Source organism: Pseudomonas sp. ICMP 8385 (assembly GCF_002699915.1).
Lineage (GTDB): Bacteria > Pseudomonadota > Gammaproteobacteria > Pseudomonadales > Pseudomonadaceae > Aquipseudomonas > Aquipseudomonas gessardii.
The window spans coordinates 194319-214752 of sequence record NZ_LKBY01000113.1 but is presented as its reverse complement, the minus strand read 5'-3'; the positions used below and the strand labels follow the sequence as shown (position 1 = coordinate 214752).

Genomic DNA, 20434 nt, shown 5'->3' with positions numbered 1-20434 from the left:
AAGACTCTTCCTTAAAGAATGGGCAGAGATTCAAGCATGACGTTTATGGCGGCTGTACAACCCGCCGAGCAAACCGGTGATACAACCTGCCACCAGGCCGCCGACATGGGCCGCATTGGCGATTTCGCCGAAGCCGATCATCGAGACCAGGCCCGACAGGCACAGCACCAGCCACACCAGCATCATCACCAAGACGCCGCGCGGCAGGCGATACGTCGGGTTGGGCGCGAGCATCTGGTAGATCCAGCAATGGCCCAACAGGCCGTACAGCACGCCGGACAAACCACCGAACAGGCCCGGCCCGCCAAAGGTGTATTGCGCGTAATTGGAGGCCAGGCTGAACAGCAGGGTCAGGCCCAGCAGGTTGATACTGCCCTGGCGCGCCTCGATCCGCCGCCCCAGCTCCCAGTACCACATGCCATTCATGGCCAGGTGCAGGATGCCGAAGTGGATCAGCATCGGCGTCACCAGCCGCCACCACTGCCCCGCCGCCAGACTATCGGCCAGGGGCGTGAAGTACAGGTATTCACCGGCCACATGGAAATTGAGGAACGTCAGCCAGCTCATGGCTTGCAGGTTGTCGCCGAGCATCGTGACCGCACCGACGATCAGGCTCAGCAGCAACACACCCGCGGTCAGCGGGCTGTGGCGCAATTGCAGGAGGAAGCCGGCGCGCTTGGCTACCGGTTCCTGGGGAATATCCAGCTGCTGGTCCGGGTCACCGGCCGGGAAACGCTGATACAGGCTGCGCACGTCCTCGCTGATGGCTTCGGGCGCCCACAGCACCTGCTCGCCGGCTTCCTCGCTGACACGATGGGGCACTTGCATGCGCTGCAACAGTTTGACGAAGCCCGCCAGGTCCACATTCAGCGGCAGGCGTAAAACGGCCACACTACTCATGAAATCACCTCGGGGCGCTCGACATCGACCCACACGAACTTGTTCGGGTCGAGGCGGGTTTCCTGGTCCAGGCGATAGGCCACCAGCTTGCCATAGAGCACTGCGCTGTAGTCCAGGCAGGCCAGGTTAGAGCGGATCGGCGCCGGTTTGCCGCTGCGCCAGTAATGGCCGACAAACAGCAAGGGTTCATCGACGCCATAGCGCAACAGGGCGTTTTTCTCGGTTGAAGACAACGGCGTGCGGGCCACCGGATCGGGCAAGGCATCGGGTTGGAACACGATATCGCCGTAGGTTTTCGGGTCGTCTTCCCAGAACTTGGTGCGGAAGAACGAACGGGTCAGGCCATCGCCACCGGTCAGCGTCAGGCCATCCGGCAGGCGCATATCGGTGCCGCGCAGCAGGCGGTCGAAGGCGTTGCAGGCAAAACTGCCGGGCACGGCGGCGGCCTGCAAAAAATGCTCGTCGATGCAGCCGTCGGGGAATTGCCCGCGCAACGGCTCGATCAGCCCCCCATCCCAGCAGGCATGCACCACGCGGAAACGCCCGGCATCGACAAACAACGGCATGTCGTAGAACCAGGCGAGGAAGTCGTGCCAGTCGCCAGGATGGTGCTCGAACTGGGTCAGGGTCTCGTGGAGCAACCGCGCATGGCGTGGCGTATGTTCGCGCACGTACTGCTTGCCACTGCCCGGCGGCGCCAGGGTGCTCCAGCCCAGGGCGTTGAACTCATGGTTGCCCATGATGCACAGCGCCTGGCCGGCCTCGACCATATCGTGGACGATATGCAGCGCCTCGCGGATCCGTGGCCCCCGGTCGATGATATCGCCGAGGAACACCGCCATGCGGGAAGGATGGCGCCAGGTGCCGCCCTGCTTGTGGTAACCCATCTGGTCGAGCAGGTGCTCAAGGGTATGAGCGCAACCGTGCACGTCCCCAATCAGGTCGTAGCTACGCGCGGGATCGAGCATCAGTCGCCTCCACCCCCCAAGCGGCTGCCCCAGCCCAGCTTGGTGCGACACACTTCGTAGTAGTTGTGATCCAGCGGGTGGATCAACCGCAGCTTCTGCGCCTTTTTGCTCACGGTGATGGTGTCACCGGGGGCGCAGGTAAAGTGGTTCTGCCCGTCACAGGAGACTTGCGGGTAGATCTGCATGTCTTTGGAGACCACGATTTTCAGCTCACTGTTGCCATCGACCACAATCGGCCGGCTGGACAACATATGGGGGTACATCGGCACGATCACAATGGCATCGAGCTTGGGATGCATGATCGGCCCGCCCGCCGACAGCGCATAGGCCGTGGAACCGGTGGGGGTGGCGACGATCAGGCCGTCGGCCTTCTGGCTGCAGACGAACTGGCCGTCGATATACAGCTCGAACTCGATCATCCGTGTCGACTTGCCGGGGTGCAGCACCACATCGTTGAGGGCATCGCCCTGGCCGATGGCTTCGCCATGGCGGCGCACTTCGGCTTGCAGCAGGAAGCGGTTTTCCACCAGGTAGTGGCCGTCCAGCACCTTGGCCACTTCGACTTCCAGGTCATCGGGGCGGATATCGGTGAGGAACCCCAGGCTGCCCCGGTTGATCCCCAGCACCGGCACGTTATGCCGCGCCAGGGCCCGGGCCGCGCCCAGCAGGCTGCCGTCGCCGCCGACCACAATCACCATGTCGCAGACTTCACCGAGCATTTTGCGCGATGAGGTTTGCAGGCCGTGGCCCGGCAGAATCTCGGCGATGGTGTCTTCGAGGATCACATGCAGGTGGCGCTCAAGCAGAAACTTTTTCAGCCGGCGGACCGTGTCCAGAACCTGGGTACTGCCCAGGCGACCGATGATGCCGATATTGCGAAATTGCTCCATGGGGCTCCTGCAGGGTTTGGGTCTGGCAAAAAAGAACGATTATGGGCGAAAGGCCGCATTAGACAAAATCCTTTGTCGCCGCAGGGCCAGACAACAACGGTTCTCAACACCCGCCACGGTCCCGCAGCGAGTAGGAAACAGCTATGCTCGGACCATGAATCCGTTTCCCGACCTGCACCATTTGCCCCGTCAATTACGTCATCCCGAGGTGCGGGACCTGGCGTGGGTGATCCTCGCCCCGCCGATGCTGGAACAAACCCCTTGGCCGCAACGCCACCCCCTGGCCGGCAGCGACTGGGTGCAGCAACCTGCGGCACTGGAGCAATGGCTGCGGCAACTGGACCAGGACAGCAGCCCCCTGCTGCATTGGCTGAGCCTGGCGCGTACCCGGCGCCTGGGCCTGTATTACGAACGTCTGTGGCAGTTTGCCGTGCAGCATGCCCCGGGGGTGGAGTTGCTGGCAGCCAACCTGCCGATCCGCCAGGCCGGGCACACCCTGGGTGAGCTGGATATGCTGCTGCGCGACCGGGATGGCGTGCATCACCTGGAACTGGCGATCAAGCTCTACCTGGGCCCGCAAGAGGGCGACGGCCGTGATACCGCGCAATGGCTGGGCCCGGGTTGTCACGACCGCCTGGACCGCAAGCTGGCCCATCTGGCGGACCATCAACTGCCCATCTCGGCGCGGGCGCAAAGCAGGGAGATGCTGGCGGCCCTGGATGTCCGGGATTTCACCGCCCATCTGTGGCTCGGCGGCTACCTGCTGTACCCCTGGCCCGGCGAGGCCGAACCGCCCCTCGGCGCCCATCCACAGCATTTGCGTGGGAGCTGGTTGCATCAGCGCGATTGGCTGGATTTTATCAATGCCAGCCCTCCGGGCCGCTGGCAACCCCTGCCCCGCCATGCCTGGCTCGCGCCGGCGCATTACCCGGCAGGGGAAATCTGGAGTGAGGAGCAGATGCAGCGCTGGCTGGCCGACCTTGATCCGATGGCGCCGGCGCAGTTGTTGGTGCGCATGATGCAGAGCGGTGGGGATTGGCAGGAAGCGGAGCGGCTGTTTCTGGTGGCGGATCTTTGGCCGAATGTACCGGGGGCTAGCTGATAGTTTTGCGGTGGGTTTGAGGGCCTTATCGCAGGCAAGCCAGCTCCCACATTCAAGCGCATTCCAAAGGACCTACTCGGTCAACTGTGGGAGCTGGCTTGCCTGCGATAGCGGTAGCAAGCAGCGCTACAGGCTATCAATATGCCGATAATCCACCTGCAACCCGGCGGCCAGCTCCCGCGCCCGCCCCAGCCGGATCGGCCCACGTTCGATATCCACCAACAGCCCCAGGCAATCCAGCACCGGCAAGTGACCGATATCTTTGAGCCGGCCATCGGTAATCACCAGCAACCGCTGCTGCTCAGCCGGATACCGCTTGCGCCGCGCCGCCAGCCAATGCCCAGCCTCGGTCAACGCCGCCAGCAGTGGCGTACCACCGCCCGCCCCCAGGCCATCCAGCCAGCGCCCCAGGCCCTTGGCCGCTTTCAAGCCTTGGACCTGCCAGTTCGGCACCTGCCCGCTGGCCGTCAGCAGCGCCATGCGCGCCCGCTGCCGATAGGCGTCGTCGAACACTTGCGCGAGCAAGCCCTTGGCATCGCTCAAGGCCTGGTGCCGCCGAGTGGACGCTGACGCATCGACAACTACCAACCAAAGCTCATGGGCCGAGCGGCTGCGCAGGTGGTAGCGCAAGTCTTCACGCGCTTGCGGTCGCCCTCCCAGCAAGGTGCCCGGCCAGTTGACCGAGCCCTGCTGCGCGCTGAGCGCCTTGCCCTGGCGGCCCCTGTCCAGTCGCCCTGCTTTGGGACGGGCATCCGCCCCCGTATCAGGTCGGGGGCGGATGCCTAGGGCTTTTTTGGCCAGCTAGGCACTTCTCGGCGAGCACCCGTGGGCAATGCGGGTGCGGGCATGTCGCCCCATTGGCCCTGGCCGGACGCGCTATCTGAAGGCTGGGGCGCCTGGCCCTGATCGGGCCTGCTGGCAGGCGCTGCTTGCTCCTGGCGACGATGGCGCAGGGCAAATTCGGCAACGGCCTCTATATCTTCTTCAGCGATGGCCGCAACCCCACGCCACGCCGCATGGGCCCGCGCGCCGCGCAACCACACCAGATCGGCACGCAGGCCGTCGACACCGGCGGCAAAGCAGCGCTCGGTAATCTGCGCCAGGGCCTGGTCATCCAGGGCGATGCTTTCCAGGCGTGCACGGGCCTCGGTGCAACGCGCACGCAGCGCCGCTTGCTGGTCAGCCCACTGCGCGCAGAACGCCCCAGGGTCGCTATCGAAATCCAGGCGCCGACGGATGATCTGCCCGCGCTCGGTCGGCAAAGTCTGCCCGCTCAATGCCACGTTGAAACCAAACCGATCCAGCAACTGCGGGCGCAACTCGCCCTCTTCCGGGTTCATCGTGCCGATCAGCACAAAACGCGCCGAGTGCCGGTGGGAGATGCCATCGCGCTCGATCAGGTTGGTGCCACTGGCGGCGACGTCGAGCAACAAGTCCACCAGGTGATCGGGCAGCAGGTTGACTTCATCCACGTACAACACGCCGCCGTCAGCCTTGGCCAGCACCCCCGGGGAGAACTGCGCACGGCCTTCGGCCAGGGCGGCGTCCAGGTCCAGGGTGCCCACCAGGCGTTCTTCGGTGGCGCCCAGGGGCAAGGTGACGAACTGCCCGCTGGCCAACAGGTCCGCCAGGCCACGGGCCAGGGTGGACTTGGCCATGCCGCGCGGGCCTTCGATCAGCACGCCACCGATCCTCGGGTCGATGGCGGTCAGGCACAGCGCGAGTTTCAGGTGGTCGGCACCGACCACGGCCGACAGTGGGAAATGGGGGGTATCAGTCATAGTCAACTCTAAAGGGCTCGTTCCCACGCTCCCGCGTGGGAACGCCTCACTGGACGCTCTGCGTCCGCTCGTGTGACGCCGAGCGTCACGGGCTGCGTTACCACGCAGAGCGTGGGAACGATCAGCATCAACTGTCTTCTTCTATGTCCAGCAACAGGTTCTCCAAGGCCTCGCGGTACGCCCCCGGCGCCTGCCACATACCGCGCTGCTGGGCTTCGAGCATGCGCTCGGTCATGTCACGCAGGGCAGCGGGGTTGTGCTGTTGCACAAACGCCCGGGTGTCGGGGTCGAGCAGGTAGGCATCGGCCAGCAGTGCATATTGGTGATCGTCGATCAGCGCAGTAGTAGCGTCAAAGGCAAACAGATTGTCCACCGTTGCCGCCATCTCGAACGCGCCTTTGTAGCCGTGGCGCTTGACCCCTTCGATCCACTTGGGATTGGCCGCGCGGGAGCGGATCACCCGGTTCAGCTCTTCCTTCAGCGTGCGGATCTTCGGCAGGTCCGGCTGGCTGTGATCGCCATGATAGCTGGCAGCCTTGCTGCCACTGAGGGTTTCCACGGCCGCGAGCATGCCACCCTGGAATTGATAGTAGTCATTGGAGTCGAGCAGGTCGTGCTCGCGGTTGTCCTGGTTCTGCAACACGGCCTGCACCTGGCTCAGGCGCTGGGCGAACTGTTCACGGGCCGCAGTGCCTTCATCAGAGCCACCATAGGCGTAGCCGCCCCAATTGAGGTAGACCTCGGCCAGGTCTGCGCGGCTTTGCCACAGGCGACCGTCGATTGCGCCCTGCACCCCCGCGCCATAGGCCCCGGGCTTGGCCCCGAAAATACGCCAGCCGGCCTGCCTGGCCGCCGCCTCTTCATCCAGCCCAGCCTTGCGCAACGCCTCGCGCTCGCTACGCACCTTGGCGGCCAGCGGGTTCAGGTCGTCCGGCTCATCCAGCGCCGCTACCGCTTGCACGGCGGCATCGAACAGGCGGATCAGGTTGGCAAAAGCATCGCGGAAGAACCCCGACACCCGCAGCGTGACGTCAACCCGTGGGCGGTCCAGCAGGCTGATGGGCAGGATTTCAAAGTCATCGACCCGCTGGCTGCCCGTGGCCCACACCGGGCGCACGCCCATCAGCGCCATGGCCTGGGCGATATCGTCACCGCCGGTGCGCATGGTCGCGGTGCCCCACACCGAAAGCCCGAGCTGGCGCAGATGGTCACCATGGTCCTGCAAGTGCCGCTCAAGCATCAGGTTGGCGGACTGGAAGCCGATCCGCCAGGCGGTGGTGGTGGGCAGGTTGCGCACATCGACGCTGAAGAAATTACGCCCGGTCGGCAGCACATCAAGGCGCCCACGGCTCGGCGCACCGCTGGGGCCGGCCGGTACGAAACGACCGTCCAGAGCATCCAGCAAACCGCGCATTTCCGCCGGGCCGCAGGCATCCAGGCGTGGCGCGACGACGATGCGCAGGCTTTCGATCACTGATTTCACCTCCTCCCAGCCGGGCTCTTCAAGCTGTTCGAGCGGCCCTTCCAGCGCCTGCTCGATCAACCGTGCTGCATACAGCTCCAGGCGCTCGCGGGTATCGCCGGCGGTGCGCCACAGCTGCCCGTCGAGTTTTTGCAAGACCTCGGGGCGGCGCCCGGTCCAGGGTTCGGCCAGGGCGCAGTCCAGCGGGTCAAAGCCCAGCTCGAAGGCCTTGGCCAACACGCGCAGCAGGCTTGATTGCGGGCCGCGCCCGTCGCCACGCGGGATGCGCAGCAGGGCCAACAAGGTGTCGATACGCAGGCGGCCTTCGGGCGATTCGCCAAAGATATGCAGGCCGTCACGGATCTGCGATTCCTTCAGGTCACACAGGTAGGTGTCCAGGCGCGGCAGCCACACGGCAGCGTCGGCCTCGCTATCCAGTTCCAGCTCTTGATCGATACGGGTTTCGCGCACCAGCTTGAGGATGTCCTTTTGCAGCTCCAGGGCGCGGCGCGGGTCGAGCAACTGCGCCTCGTAATACTCATCGGCCAACACCTCAAGGTTACGCAGCGGGCCATAGGTCTCGGCGCGGGTCAGCGGCGGCATCAAGTGGTCGATGATCACCGCCTGGGTGCGGCGCTTGGCCTGGGCCCCCTCGCCCGGGTCGTTGACGATAAACGGGTAGATATTGGGCAGCGGTCCCAGCAGCGCATCCGGCCAGCAATTTTCGGACAGCCCGACGCCTTTGCCCGGCAGCCATTCCAGGTTGCCGTGCTTGCCCACATGGATCACGCCATGGGCGCCGTAGGTATGGCGCAGCCAGAAATAGAACGCCAGGTAGGCATGGGGCGGCACCAGGTCCGGGTCGTGGTACACCGCACTGGCATCCACCTGGTAACCCCGTGCCGGCTGAATGCCGACAAAGGTCAGGCCCAGACGCAGGCCGGCGATCATCATGCGCCCGTCGCGGCACATCGGATCGTTATGGGGCGTGCCCCAGCGCTCCAATACAGCCTGGCGGTTGGCTTCGGGCAAACGGTTGAACATTACCTGGTAATCGTCCAGGCCCAGGCTTTGGTGGCAGGGGCGCAGGTCGAGACTGTCGAGGTCGTTGGTCACACCGCCGAGCAGTTCGTGGATCAAGGCGGTGCCGCTGTCTGGCAGTGTTGGCGGCAGCGGATAACCTTCGGCTTGCAGGGCGCGCAGGATATTCAAGGCGGCGGCCGGGGTATCCAGGCCCACGCCGTTACCGATGCGCCCATCGCGGGTCGGGTAGTTGGCGAGGATCAGGGCGATGCGCTTGTCAGCATTGGGCACCCGTGCCAGCTCGACCCAGCGCCGCGCCAGTTCGGCCACGAAGTCCATGCGTTCGGGGGCTGCGCGGTAGCACACCACATCCGACTGGCTGCGCTCGCTGCGCCAGGCCAGGTCCTTGAAGCTGATCGGGCGGCTGATGATGCGCCCGTCCAGTTCCGGCAAGGCGATATGCATCGCCAGGTCGCGCGGGCCCAGGCCCTGCTCGCTGGCTTCCCAGCCGGGCTGGTTGTCCTGGGCACAGATGGCCTGGATCACCGGGATATTGCGGCGAAACGGCCGCAGATGGGGCGCTTCGGGGCTGGATTGGGCAAAGCCGGTGGTGTTCAGAATCACCGCCGCCTGCACCTCATCCAGCAGGTCCTCGACCACCGTCAGGCAGCCGGGCTCTTTCAAACTGGCCAGCGCTATCGGCAGCGGGTTAAGGCCCGCCGCCTGCAAGCGCTGGCAGAACACATCGATAAAACCGGTATTGGCCGCCTGCAAGTGCGAGCGATAGAACAGCACCGCCGCCACCGGCCACCCGGCGTTCCAGTCTGCCTGCCAGTCATTGAGGCGCGCATTGGCCTTGTGCGGGTGATAGATCGCCGTGCGCGGCAGGGTTTGCGGCTCGGCCCACGGGTAATCGCGGCCCAGGTAGCTACTGGCCAGGCAGCGATAGAAATCCAGCGCATTCCCCAGCCCGCCCTGGCGCAGAAAGTGCCACAGGCGGTCGCGCTCTTCGGCGCTGACGCTGCTCAAGCTGCTGAGTTCGGGATCGGGGCGATCGTCCCCCGGCACCAGGATCAACTGCACGCCCTGCCCGGCCAGCTCCACCAGGCGCTGGATACCATAACGCCAATAAGCGATGCCGCCGTGCAGGGAAATCAGGATGACCTTGGCGTGGCGCAGCACCTCGTCCACATACAGGTCCACCGAGGCATGGTTCTGCACCTGCATCGGGTTGGCCAGGCGCAGGCTCGGGTAGTCGTCGGGCAGTTGCTGCGCCGCTTCGGCCAGCAACGCCAGGCTCGAATCGCCGCTGCACAGGATCACCAGCTCGGCGGGGGTTTGCCCAAGGTCGGCGATATTGTCATCGGAGACGAAACCTCCGGGCTGGGTCCTGAGCAGGTGCACGGGTTAAACGCTGAGCGCAGCGCGCAATTGCGCTTCGAGGCCTGCTGCGTCCAGGTCCTGGCCGATCAGCACCAGGCGCGTGATGCGTGCTTCGTCAGCGCTCCAGGCACGGTCGAAGTGTTTGTCAAAACGCGTGCCCACGCCCTGGATCAGCAGGCGCATCGGCTTGTTGGGGATCGCCGCGAAGCCTTTGACCCGCAGGATGCCGTGCTGCACCACCAACTGGGTCAAGGCGTCGAGCAGCAGCGCTTCGTCAGCCTGTGGCAGGTCGATGGAGATGGAATCAAACGCATCGTGATCGTGATCGTCCTCACCTTTGTGGTGGTGATCGTGATGGCTGTGGCGCCCGTCGATATGCTCCTCGGAACCGGCGCCCAGGCCAATCAACACATCCAGGGGCAGGCGGCCGCTGCTGGCTTCGACGATTTTCACCGCGGGCGGCAGTTCTTCGGCGACTTCCAGGCGTACACGGGCCAGGTCTTCGGCGCTGATCAGGTCGGTTTTATTGAGGATCACCAGGTCGGCGCTGGCCAGTTGATCGGCAAACAGCTCGTGCAGCGGCGATTCGTGGTCCAGGTTCGGGTCCAGCTTGCGCTGGGCGTCGACCTGGTCCGGGAACGCGGCGAAGGTGCCAGCGGCCACGGCCGGGCTGTCGACCACGGTGATCACCGCGTCAACCGTGCAGGCGCTACGGATTTCCGGCCACTGGAAGGCCTGGACCAGCGGCTTGGGCAGGGCCAGGCCAGAGGTTTCAATGAGGATATGGTCAAGGTCGCCACGGCGCGCCACCAGTTCACGCATCACCGGGAAGAACTCTTCCTGCACGGTGCAGCACAGGCAGCCGTTGGCCAGTTCATACACGCGGCCGCTGGCTTCTTCTTCGGTGCAACCGATGGAGCACTGCTTGAGGATCTCGCCGTCGATACCCAGCTCACCGAACTCGTTGACGATCACCGCAATGCGGCGGCCCTGGGCGTTGTCCAGCATATGGCGCAGCAAGGTGGTTTTGCCCGAGCCGAGGAAGCCGGTGACGATAGTGACGGGGAGTTTGGCCAGTGTTTTCATCGGATGCCCTGTGGGGCGGGCATACGGGACGACTGGCCCTGCGGCGGCGCGCAGGTGCAGGATTCGTCACCGGATCACCCCGCCCGGTTGAAATGGAAAATCGGTGACGAGGCAGGTCTCCTGGCTTGGGGCTTGCCGGCCTTGCGGCTGGCGCTGGCTGCGCCTTCCCACCGTATTGGCAGTGGCGTGGCAGTCAGATAAACCCTTTACAGTTGCGGGGGCAGCCGCGGCTTGGACCGCGTTCCCTTCTTAGCTTCGACCGGGGTCGAAGAACCTCGAAGGTGCAAGGCTACGCAGTGCATGAGGACGGGTCAATTGAAAAGCGGTCGCGGCTTGGATTGACGGCCATCCCGCGCCCATGCTCTCCTACACATCTTGTTTCGGGTGCCCTTTACAGGGTGAAACGGGAAACCGGTGACTCATGCCTGCATGACAGTCCGGTGCTGCCCCCGCAACGGTAAGCGAGCGAAGCGTCACAGCCACTGTGCTTTTGGCATGGGAAGGCGATGCTTTCCAGGTCTCGAAAGAGCCCCCTCGCAAGCCCGGAGACCGGCCCGAACCATCAGATAACAAACCCGCGGTGGGCGGGCGCTGTTCAGAACCCTGCGGGCCCGGCTCGCGGGGTTTTCATGCGCTCGTGTCACCCTGCCACTCGAAAGGGACGTGCCATGTCGATCATCAGCAGCACCTCACACACCGCCAGCACCAACGCCACCTTGAGCCAACGCCTGACCGCCGCCATCGGCGCGTCGATCCTCGGTGCGTGCCTGGTGTATTTCGCCGGGTTCTCCCATATCGAGGCGGTGCACAACGCCGCCCACGATACGCGCCACAGCGCCGCCTTCCCGTGCCATTGAGGCCTGCTGCCATGATCAAGCGTATTGCGCAAACCGCAGGGTTCACCGGCCTGCTGGCCGCCCTGTTGCTGACCCTGCTGCAAAGTTTCTGGGTGGCCCCGTTGATTCTGCAGGCGGAAACCTTTGAAAACGCCCCGGTAGTGACCGAGGTGCATGAGCATGCTCCAGGCACTGCGGCCCACAGCCACGACGCCGAAGCCTGGGCGCCGGAAGACGGCTGGCAGCGCCTGCTGTCCACCACCGGCGCTAACCTGGTGGTCGCCGTAGGTTTTGCCCTGATGCTCGCCGGCCTCTACACCCTGCGCGCGCCGACCCGTACTGCCCAGGGCCTGCTCTGGGGCCTGGCCGGCTACGCCACGTTTGTGCTGGCGCCGACCCTGGGGTTGCCGCCTGAGCTGCCCGGCACGGCGGCGGCGGACCTGGCGCAACGGCAGGTCTGGTGGATCGGCACGGCAGCCTCCACTGCTGCCGGCATTGCGCTGATTGTGTTTGGCCGCAACTGGTTGCTGAAGATCCTTGGCGTCGCGATCCTGGCCGTACCCCATGTGATTGGCGCGCCACAGCCCGAAGTGCACTCGATGCTCGCCCCGCAAGCTCTGGAAGCGCAGTTCAAGATCGCTTCGCAACTGACCAACGTTGCGTTCTGGCTGGCGTTGGGCCTGATCAGCGCTTGGTTGTTTCGCCGCAATCGCGACGTTCAATACGCAGCATGATCCTGACGGTCGGCCTGGGTTGTCAGCGTGGCTGTCAGGTTGAGGCTCTGCTGGAACTGTTCGGCAGCGCCCTGGCCGAGGCCGGTATCGACCCCGGCCAGGTAAGCGCCTTGGCCAGTATTGCCCACAAGCGCGATGAACCGGGCATGATCGCCCTGGCCAAGGCCCTGAATCTGCCATTGCAGTGCTTTGATGCACAACAACTGCTCGATTACGAAGGGCGCTTGAGCCACAGGTCGAATGTGGCCTTCGCCCATACAGGGTGCTACGGCATTGCCGAAAGTGCCGCTTTGGCCTTGGCAGAACAGCTAGCCAATGCCCCTGCCCGACTGCTGATCCCCCGCAAAAAAGCCGCCAGGGCCACGTTTGCGTTGGCCTGCGCTGGCTAAAGTCCGATAATTGCCCTTCTCGATCATGAGCCGTGCTCATGCTCGTCCGCTTTTGCACAGGATTTTTCCATGACCGTCTTCTTCATCGGCGCCGGCCCCGGCGACCCGGAACTGATCACCGTCAAGGGCCAGCGGCTGATCCGCCATTGCCCGGTGATCCTCTACGCGGGCTCCCTGGTGCCGGCTGCCGTACTCGAAGGACATCGGGCCGAACAGGTGGTCAACAGCGCCGAACTGAACCTGGAGCAAATCATTGGCTTGATCAAGGTCGCCCATGCAAAAGGCCAGGACGTGGCGCGGGTACATTCCGGCGATCCGAGCCTGTATGGGGCGATTGGCGAGCAAATCCGCCATTTGCGCGCGCTGGGGATCCCCTTCCAGATCATTCCCGGGGTCACGGCGGTGGCCGCTTGTGCCGCGTTGCTGGAAACTGAATTGACCCTGCCGGATATCGCCCAAAGCGTGATCCTGACCCGTTATGCGGACAAAACCACGATGCCCGCCGGTGAGGCATTCGCCAGCCTGGCCAGCCATGGCACCACCATGGCCGTGCACCTGGGGGTCAATCACCTGGAGAAAATCGTCGCCGAACTGCTGCCGCATTATGGTGCCGATTGCCCGATTGCCGTGGTGCACCGGGCGACGTGGCCGGATCAGGATTGGGCCCTGGGGACTTTGGCGGATATTGCCGGGAAAGTGGCAGCCAAGGGGTTCAGGCGCACGGCGTTGATTCTGGTGGGCCGGGTGCTGGCCAGTGACAGCTTCAGCGAGTCTTCGCTGTATCGGGCGGGGCATGCCCACCTCTACCGCCCCTGACCCTACGCAGGACAACCTGTGGGAGCTGGCTTGCCTGCGATAGCGGTGAAACAGTCGATAGCTAAGTCGCCTGGCACACCGCTATCGCAGGCAAGCCAGCTCCCACAGTTAATTTTTTTTGTTAGATAGTTCGTGTAACTCATTAATTTAAATCAATAAAAAACGGCGCTCACGGGGCGCCGTTTTTTGTTTGCAGCGAACACCTTAGTAGTAGGCGTTTTCTTTCTGCGTATGGTCAGTCACGTCACGTACGCCCTTGAGCTCGGGAATCCGCTCCAGCAACGTGCGCTCGATCCCTTCGCGCAGGGTCACGTCAGCCTGGCCGCAGCCCTGGCAGCCGCCACCGAACTTGAGCACGGCGATGCCATCGTCCACCACGTCGATCAGGCTGACCTGGCCGCCATGGCTGGCCAGGCCCGGGTTGATCTCGGTCTGCAGGTAGTAGTTGATGCGCTCGTTGACCGGGCTGTCGGCATTGACGTTCGGCACCTTGGCGTTGGGCGCCTTGATGGTCAGTTGGCCGCCCATGCGATCGGTGGCGTAGTCGACCACGGCGTCGTCAAGGAAGGCCTCGCTGAAGGCATCGATGTACGCGGTGAAGCTCTTGAGCCCCAGAGCGGTGTCTTCAGGCTTCTCTTCCCCCGGCTTGCAGTAGGCAATGCACGTCTCGGCGTACTGGGTGCCAGGCTGGGTAATGAAGACGCGGATGCCGATGCCCGGGGTGTTCTGCTTGGACAGCAGATCAGCCAGGTAATCGTGGGCGGCGTCGGTAATGGTTATGGCAGTCATGGGAACTCCTCACAGGCTTGTCGGCAGTTTACGCCAATCGCCTCGGCGGTACAAAGTCCTAGTATTTTTGTCAGGCAAATCCACTGCTACAGGTTCTCGTAGCGGTTCATATCCAGCACACCCTCTTCCACCGGCGTGGTTTCGCGCAGGTACTGCGACAAATCGTGGAAATACACCCAGAACTGCGGGTGACTGCGGCGAATGCCCCAGCGCTCGACAATCCGCTCAAAACGCTTGGCATCCCTGGCCAGCTCCATGTCCTCGACGAACTCAGGCACATCCTCGGCCGGTACATTGAAGATAAAGTTGGGGTAGCTGCTGAGCACGCCCGGGTAGATGGTCAGGGTATCCAGGCCCGGTTGATAGCGATAAGCCTCGCCCAGCATAAACGCCACGTTACTGTGGGCGCGGTTGCGCAGCAGGCTGTAGACCTCGCGCTGGCCGCTGCGGGTCTGGATGCGCAGCATAGTGGCTTCCGGCAATTGTTCGATGACCTTGAGCCCGGCCGCCGGCCTGGAGGTCAGGCGGCTGAGGGTCTGTTCGGCATCGCGCAGTTGCGGGTCGAGACCGGGACGCGAGCAATAGGCGCTGATGCATCGGTTGATCGGGTCCGGGCTGGCATTCAAGCCACCATAACGGGCCAGCAGTTGGTTGGCAAAATCGCGTTTGGGGTCCTTATCATCCAGTTTCAGGCCAGTGGGCTTGTCATTGTCGATGGCCTCATAGTCCAGCCACAGCTTGACCTTGCCGCTGTTCTGGTACCAGTCATCGAGGTATCCATCGCGCGAATCCGCCGGCATCAGGCGCAGGAAGTTCTGTTCGGCGCCATTGCGGATCAGGTCGAAATACAGGCGGGTCTGGGCCTGGTGCGAGACATTGCCAAACACGTCAAAGTTGACCGCCAGTTGGTAGTAGGTGCGCTCCAGCAACGGGTAATCGAACAGCCACAAGGTTTGTGGCACCTCGCCAATCAGGCCCTTGCTCACCGAGGCGCTGTCAAAATGGCGGAAGATGCTCAGCAAGGCATTGTCATTGCCGGCCCACAGGCTCGACCAGCCCGGCGGCGGCAGGTCAGCGTAGCTGTCGCGGCGCAGAGCCTCGTATTCATTGCGTTTGTCGCGGTATTTGAGCCACAGGCCGAGCACACTGCCCACATCATCGTTCTGCCCCGGCATCGCCAGCAGCGGCGTAGCCTGGCCGCGATAGCGCGCATCGGTGATGTACAGGTCGTGCTCCGGGTCCTGGAACAGGGTCCAGAAGTTGTCGCGGATCACATCCGTAGCAATCTGCCCCCGGCACACCGGCCCGCGGATAAAGGTGCGCACGAAGTATTCGGCGTTATCCAGCATGAACTGGTAGCGCGCCTTGGCCGGGATCGCCTCGAAGGTTTCAAACGGGTTGGCCCGGTGGCCAGGGCCGTAGCCCGGCAGCGCCACGGCCTGCCAGTCACCGCTGTAGAACAGCGCCTTGATCCGCGCCATTTTCGCCGCGCTGAATGGGTACGTGATATGGGTTTTGTGCACGATCACCCCTTGGACCGGCCACAGGCGGTAGTAGACCTGGGTGCCCGGGTCATCATTGGGGCGCCGGGTGTTGATCAGGTCGATGGGCTGGCCGCTGGGCGTACGCGAGCGTACCCACTGGAAATAATGCCCCGGCTCACCCCCCTCGAAATAGATATGGGCCAGGAACAGATGCTCGAACAACCAGCGCGCCACCAGGCTTTCCCGGGCGCCGGGCTGGTTCAGCAGGTTTTCCCATTGCTGTACCTGCAAGGCTTCCTGGGCGCTGGGCGCCAGGCCTTGCTGGTCAATCGGCGCGCCGGAGGCCAGCCAGCGTTGCAGGGTCTGGTACTGCTGGTCGGTCAGGCCGGTGACGGCCAGGGGCATGCCTTCCTTGGGGTGCGCGCCGGCGTAGGCGTCGAATTCCCCCGGCAGCGGGCACATGTTCTCGCGGTTCAGGCCCAGCACGATCTCCTCGGGCAGCTTGGCATTGGGCGCCAAGGGGGTTGTGTGGCCCAGTTCCAGCATGCGCGCCATCAGCCCGGCCTGGGTGCCCTGGGCATCCAGGACCGAGGCAAACCCCTGGCGCTGCCAGGCGGCCTGGCCAAAGGCGTCATAAAACAGCCGGGTCGGCTGCGCCGCCTGGCTGCGCTCGCCGTCATACACCGCCACCTTGCTCGCGCCGCGTGCCGCCCCCTCGCCACTGCCCAGGTTGAGCTGGCAGGCCGAGTCATAGCAGGCATGGCAGGCCACGCATTTCTCGGTGAAGATGGGCTGGATGTCACGGGTATAGGAAAGCGCCGGGGCGGGTCCGTTGGCCTGTGCAATACAGGCGACCAGGGCCAGGGCGGCGCTGGTAATGAGGCGAAGTGACATGGATCCGGTCCCGATTCAATGCGTGCGCTGAAAAATTGCGCCGATTCTACCGGTGTCAACGCCCCTTCAACATGAGCGATATTCATGCAAAACCCGAACATGCTCCAAAAGCGCACAGGTTTGCTATGATCCAGGCCCTCCGTAATGCCTGATTAGAGTAGTCCCATGTCCGATCGTAGCACTCGCCTGCAAGCCCTCCATCAAGCCCTCAAGGAACGCATCCTGATCCTCGATGGCGGCATGGGCACGATGATCCAGAGCTACAAGCTGGAGGAAGAAGACTACCGTGGCAAACGCTTCGCCGACTGGCCCAGCGACGTCAAGGGCAACAACGACCTGTTGATCCTGAGCCGCCCGGACGTGATCGGCGGGATCGAGAAAGCGTACCTGGATGCCGGTGCCGATATCCTCGAAACCAACACCTTCAACGCCACCCAGGTGTCCCAGGCCGACTACGGCATGGAGGCGCTGGCCTACGAGCTGAACCTGGAAGGCGCACGCCTGGCCCGCCGGGTCGCCGATGCCAAGACCCTGGAGACCCCGGACAAGCCGCGTTTTGTCGCCGGCGTGCTGGGCCCCACCAGCCGCACCTGCTCGCTGTCGCCCGACGTGAACAACCCCGGCTACCGCAACGTCACCTTCGATGAACTGGTGGAGAACTACACCGAGGCCACCCAAGGCCTGATCGAAGGCGGTGCGGACATGATCCTCATCGAAACCATCTTCGACACCCTCAACGCCAAGGCCGCGATCTTTGCCGTGCAAGGGGTGTACGAAGCACTGGGGGTCGAGTTGCCGATCATGATTTCCGGCACCATCACCGACGCCTCCGGCCGGACCCTATCGGGCCAGACCACCGAAGCGTTCTGGAATTCCATCAGCCACGCCAAGCCGATTTCCGTGGGTTTGAACTGCGCCCTGGGCGCCCGTGAACTGCGGCCGTACCTCGAAGAGCTGTCGAACAAGGCCGACACCTACGTGTCCGCACACCCCAACGCCGGCCTGCCCAACGAGTTCGGCGAGTACGACGAGTTGCCGACGCAAACCGCCAAGGTCATCGAAGAATTTGCCCAGAGCGGCTTCCTCAATATCGTCGGCGGCTGCTGCGGCACCACGCCGGGGCATATCGAGGCCATCGCCAAGGCCGTGGCCGGCTACGCGCCGCGCCCGATCCCGGACATCCCCAAGGCCTGCCGCCTGTCGGGCCTGGAGCCGTTCACCATCGATCGCCAGTCGTTGTTCGTCAACGTCGGCGAACGCACCAACATCACCGGCTCCGCCAAGTTCGCCCGGCTGATCCGCGAGGACAACTACACCGAAGCCCTGGAAGTGGCCCTGCAGCAGGTGGAAGCCGGCGCCCAGGTGATCGATATCAACATGGACGAGGGCATGCTCGACTCGAAGAAGGCCATGGTGACCTTCCTCAATCTGATTGCCGGCGAGCCGGATATCTCCCGTGTGCCGATCATGATCGACTCCTCCAAGTGGGAAGTGATCGAAGCCGGCCTCAAGTGCATCCAGGGCAAGGGCATCGTCAACTCCATCAGCATGAAGGAAGGGGTCGAGCAGTTCATCCATCACGCCAAGCTGTGCAAGCGCTACGGCGCCGCCGTGGTGGTGATGGCGTTCGACGAAGCCGGCCAGGCCGACACCGAGGCGCGCAAGAAAGAGATCTGCAAGCGCTCCTACGACATCCTGGTCAATGAGGTGGGCTTCCCGCCGCAAGACATCATCTTCGACCCGAATATCTTCGCCGTGGCCACCGGTATCGAAGAGCACAACAACTACGCCGTGGACTTTATCAACGCCTGCGCCTATATCCGCGATGAGCTGCCGTACGCGCTGACCTCCGGTGGCGTGTCCAACGTGTCGTTCTCGTTCCGGGGCAACAACCCGGTGCGCGAGGCGATCCACTCGGTGTTCCTGCTGTATGCGATCCGCAACGGCCTGACCATGGGGATCGTCAACGCCGGCCAACTGGAGATCTACGACCAGATCCCGGCCGAGCTGCGCGATGCCGTGGAAGACGTGGTGCTCAACCGCACCCCGGAAGGCACCGACGCCCTCCTCGCCATCGCCGACAAGTACAAGGGCGATGGCAGCGTCAAGGAAGCCGAGACCGAGGAATGGCGCGGCTGGCCGGTAAACAAGCGCCTGGAACACGCGCTGGTCAAGGGCATCACCACCCATATCGTCGAAGACACCGAAGAGTCCCGGCAGTCATTCGCCCGCCCGATCGAGGTGATCGAGGGCCCGCTGATGTCTGGCATGAACATCGTTGGCGACCTGTTTGGCGCCGGCAAAATGTTCCTGCCCCAGGTGGTGAAATCGGCGCGGGTGATGAAGCAGGCCGTGGCGCACTTGATCCCGTTTATCGAACTGGAAAAAGGCGACAAGCCGGAAGCCAAGGGCAAGATCCTCATGGCGACGGTCAAGGGCGACGTACACGATATCGGCAAGAACATTGTCGGCGTGGTGCTGGGTTGCAACGGCTACGACATCGTCGACCTGGGGGTGATGGTGCCGGCGGAGAAGATCCTGCAGGTGGCCAAGGAGCAGAAGTGCGACATCATCGGCCTGTCCGGGCTGATTACGCCGTCCCTGGATGAAATGGTGCACGTGGCCCGCGAAATGCAGCGCCAGGACTTCCACCTGCCGCTGATGATCGGTGGCGCCACCACCTCCAAGGCGCACACGGCGGTGAAAATCGAGCCCAAGTACAGCAACGACGCAGTGATCTACGTCACCGACGCCTCGCGCGCGGTGGGCGTGGCCACGCAGTTGCTGTCCAAGGAGCTGAAGGCCGGCTTTGTCGAGAAGACCCGCCTGGAATACATCGACGTGCGTGAGCGCACCTCCAACCGCAGCGCCCGCACCGAGCGCCTGAGCTACGCGGCGGCCATTGCCAAGAAGCCACAGTTCGACTGGAGCACCTACACCCCGGTCAAGCCGACGTTTACCGGGGCCAGGGTGCTGGACAATATCGACCTCAAGGTGCTGGCCGAATACATCGACTGGACGCCGTTTTTTATCTCTTGGGACCTGGCCGGCAAGTTCCCGCGCATCCTCAGCGATGAGGTGGTGGGTGAAGCGGCCACCGCGCTGTACGCCGATGCCCAGGAAATGCTCAACAAGCTGATCGACGAACAACTCATCAGCGCCCGTGCGGTGTTTGGCTTCTGGCCGACCAACCAGGTGCAGGACGATGACCTGGAAGTCTACGGCGACGACGGCCAGCCGATTGCCAGGCTGCATCACCTGCGCCAGCAGATTATCAAGACCGATGGCAAGCCGAACTTCTCCCTGGCCGACTTCGTGGCGCCCAAGGACAGCGGCGTGACCGACTACATCGGTGGTTTTATCACCACCGCCGGCATCGGCGCCGAAGAAGTGGCCAAGGCTTACCAGGATGCCGGCGACGACTACAACTCGATCATGGTCAAGGCCCTGGCCGACCGCCTGGCCGAGGCTTGCGCTGAATGGCTGCACCAGCAAGTGCGTAAAGAACACTGGGGCTATGCCCGGGACGAACAGCTGGACAACGAGGCGCTGATCAAGGAGCAGTACAGCGGTATCCGCCCTGCCCCCGGCTACCCGGCGTGCCCGGATCACACCGAGAAGGCCCAGTTGTTCCAACTGCTGGACCCCGAGGCCCGCGAAATGCACGCCGGGCGCAGCGGTGTATTCCTCACCGAGCACTACGCGATGTTCCCGGCAGCGGCGGTCAGCGGCTGGTACTTCGCCCACCCGCAGGCGCAGTACTTTGCCGTGGGCAAGATCGACAAGGACCAGGTGACGAGCTACACCGCACGCAAGGACCAGGACCTGGCCGTGACCGAGCGCTGGCTGGCGCCGAACCTGGGTTACGACAACTGAGGGTTGCCTGCGGGGGGCCTG

15 protein-coding genes and 2 riboswitches are annotated in these 20434 nt (G+C 63.8%); of the genes, 6 read left to right on the top strand and 9 right to left on the bottom strand.

Translation table 11 applies throughout. From position 1 onward, the window contains the following. Positions 1-30: 30 nt before the first annotated feature. From AO268_RS21400 to AO268_RS21390, 3 genes are read right to left on the bottom strand one after another with little or no spacing between them, the layout of a single operon-like run. Entirely contained in the window at positions 31-900 is an 870-nt protein-coding gene (locus AO268_RS21400) for a rhomboid family intramembrane serine protease (protein ID WP_099169764.1), read from the bottom strand. Continuing rightward, on the bottom strand, positions 897-1871 hold the full coding sequence (locus AO268_RS21395; protein WP_169864230.1) for a metallophosphoesterase: 975 nt from the start codon (positions 1869-1871) through the stop codon (positions 897-899). The genes AO268_RS21400 and AO268_RS21395 overlap by 4 nt, the downstream gene beginning before the upstream one ends. Next, entirely contained in the window at positions 1868-2758 is an 891-nt protein-coding gene (locus AO268_RS21390) for an NAD(+) kinase (RefSeq protein ID WP_010210870.1), read from the bottom strand. The genes AO268_RS21395 and AO268_RS21390 overlap by 4 nt, the downstream gene beginning before the upstream one ends. 154 nt (positions 2759-2912) lie before the next feature. Here AO268_RS21390 and AO268_RS21385 point away from each other — a divergent pair, with 154 nt between their 5' ends. After that, on the top strand, positions 2913-3860 hold the full coding sequence (locus AO268_RS21385; protein ID WP_099169762.1) for a DUF1853 family protein: 948 nt from the start codon (positions 2913-2915) through the stop codon (positions 3858-3860). A gap of 126 nt (positions 3861-3986) precedes the next feature. Here the strand turns inward: AO268_RS21385 and AO268_RS21380 are convergent, their stop codons facing one another. From AO268_RS21380 to cobW, 4 genes are all read right to left on the bottom strand, one after another. Continuing rightward, entirely contained in the window at positions 3987-4589 is a 603-nt protein-coding gene (locus tag AO268_RS21380; RefSeq protein ID WP_099169761.1) for a vWA domain-containing protein, read from the bottom strand. A gap of 53 nt (positions 4590-4642) precedes the next feature. Continuing rightward, positions 4643-5641 carry an ATP-binding protein gene (locus AO268_RS21375; RefSeq protein ID WP_099169760.1) on the bottom strand — a complete coding sequence of 333 codons (999 nt, stop codon included), beginning with the start codon at positions 5639-5641 and terminating at the stop codon, positions 4643-4645. 127 nt (positions 5642-5768) lie between these two features. Further along, positions 5769-9530 carry a cobaltochelatase subunit CobN gene (gene cobN, locus AO268_RS21370; protein WP_099169759.1) on the bottom strand — a complete coding sequence of 1254 codons (3762 nt, stop codon included), beginning with the start codon at positions 9528-9530 and terminating at the stop codon, positions 5769-5771. Positions 9531-9533: 3 nt separating this feature from the next. Then, positions 9534-10595, bottom strand: a complete 1062-nt coding sequence (cobW, locus tag AO268_RS21365) for a cobalamin biosynthesis protein CobW (RefSeq protein WP_099169758.1) — start codon at positions 10593-10595, stop codon at positions 9534-9536. A gap of 93 nt (positions 10596-10688) precedes the next feature. After that, positions 10689-10888, bottom strand: a riboswitch (cobalamin riboswitch). Between the two features lie 72 nt (positions 10889-10960). Next, positions 10961-11167, top strand: a riboswitch (cobalamin riboswitch). A 96-nt stretch (positions 11168-11263) separates the two neighbouring features. Between cobW and AO268_RS21360 the strand changes: the two genes are divergently transcribed. The 4 genes from AO268_RS21360 to cobM all read left to right on the top strand — a co-directional run bounded on the left by AO268_RS21360 (position 11264) and on the right by cobM (position 13370). Further along, on the top strand, positions 11264-11452 hold the full coding sequence (locus AO268_RS21360; RefSeq protein ID WP_099169757.1) for a CbtB domain-containing protein: 189 nt from the start codon (positions 11264-11266) through the stop codon (positions 11450-11452). An 11-nt stretch (positions 11453-11463) separates the two neighbouring features. After that, positions 11464-12165: a CbtA family protein gene (locus AO268_RS21355; protein ID WP_099169756.1), complete on the top strand. Its 702-nt coding sequence runs from the start codon at positions 11464-11466 to the stop codon at positions 12163-12165. Further along, positions 12162-12554, top strand: a complete 393-nt coding sequence (locus AO268_RS21350) for a cobalamin biosynthesis protein (RefSeq protein WP_099169755.1) — start codon at positions 12162-12164, stop codon at positions 12552-12554. Before AO268_RS21355 ends, AO268_RS21350 begins: the two co-directional genes overlap by 4 nt. 69 nt (positions 12555-12623) lie before the next feature. After that, positions 12624-13370, top strand: a complete 747-nt coding sequence (cobM, locus tag AO268_RS21345; protein ID WP_076961080.1) for a precorrin-4 C(11)-methyltransferase — start codon at positions 12624-12626, stop codon at positions 13368-13370. A gap of 204 nt (positions 13371-13574) precedes the next feature. Here the strand turns inward: cobM and nfuA are convergent, their stop codons facing one another. Beyond that, entirely contained in the window at positions 13575-14159 is a 585-nt protein-coding gene (gene nfuA / locus AO268_RS21340; RefSeq protein ID WP_003190728.1) for a Fe-S biogenesis protein NfuA, read from the bottom strand. 86 nt (positions 14160-14245) lie between these two features. Then, positions 14246-16537: a fatty acid cis/trans isomerase gene (locus AO268_RS21335; protein WP_099169754.1), complete on the bottom strand. Its 2292-nt coding sequence runs from the start codon at positions 16535-16537 to the stop codon at positions 14246-14248. Positions 16538-16702: 165 nt separating this feature from the next. Here AO268_RS21335 and metH point away from each other — a divergent pair, with 165 nt between their 5' ends. Continuing rightward, entirely contained in the window at positions 16703-20413 is a 3711-nt protein-coding gene (gene metH, locus AO268_RS21330) for a methionine synthase (protein ID WP_099169753.1), read from the top strand. Positions 20414-20434 lie beyond the last annotated feature (21 nt).

Excerpts from the sequence above, each read along its gene's own strand:
- cobW (WP_099169758.1), bottom strand. The coding sequence starts at position 10,595 with ATGAAAACACTGGCCAAACTCCCCGTCACTATCGTCACCGGCTTCCTC.
- AO268_RS21350 (WP_099169755.1), top strand. The coding sequence starts at position 12,162 with ATGATCCTGACGGTCGGCCTGGGTTGTCAGCGTGGCTGTCAGGTTGAG.
- AO268_RS21385 (WP_099169762.1), top strand. The coding sequence starts at position 2,913 with ATGAATCCGTTTCCCGACCTGCACCATTTGCCCCGTCAATTACGTCAT.
- AO268_RS21355 (WP_099169756.1), top strand. The coding sequence starts at position 11,464 with ATGATCAAGCGTATTGCGCAAACCGCAGGGTTCACCGGCCTGCTGGCC.
- cobM (WP_076961080.1), top strand. The coding sequence starts at position 12,624 with ATGACCGTCTTCTTCATCGGCGCCGGCCCCGGCGACCCGGAACTGATC.
- AO268_RS21360 (WP_099169757.1), top strand. The coding sequence starts at position 11,264 with ATGTCGATCATCAGCAGCACCTCACACACCGCCAGCACCAACGCCACC.
- AO268_RS21390 (WP_010210870.1), bottom strand. The coding sequence starts at position 2,758 with ATGGAGCAATTTCGCAATATCGGCATCATCGGTCGCCTGGGCAGTACC.
- AO268_RS21335 (WP_099169754.1), bottom strand. The coding sequence starts at position 16,537 with ATGTCACTTCGCCTCATTACCAGCGCCGCCCTGGCCCTGGTCGCCTGT.
- metH (WP_099169753.1), top strand. The coding sequence starts at position 16,703 with ATGTCCGATCGTAGCACTCGCCTGCAAGCCCTCCATCAAGCCCTCAAG.
- nfuA (WP_003190728.1), bottom strand. The coding sequence starts at position 14,159 with ATGACTGCCATAACCATTACCGACGCCGCCCACGATTACCTGGCTGAT.
- AO268_RS21400 (WP_099169764.1), bottom strand. The coding sequence starts at position 900 with ATGAGTAGTGTGGCCGTTTTACGCCTGCCGCTGAATGTGGACCTGGCG.
- AO268_RS21375 (WP_099169760.1), bottom strand. The coding sequence starts at position 5,641 with ATGACTGATACCCCCCATTTCCCACTGTCGGCCGTGGTCGGTGCCGAC.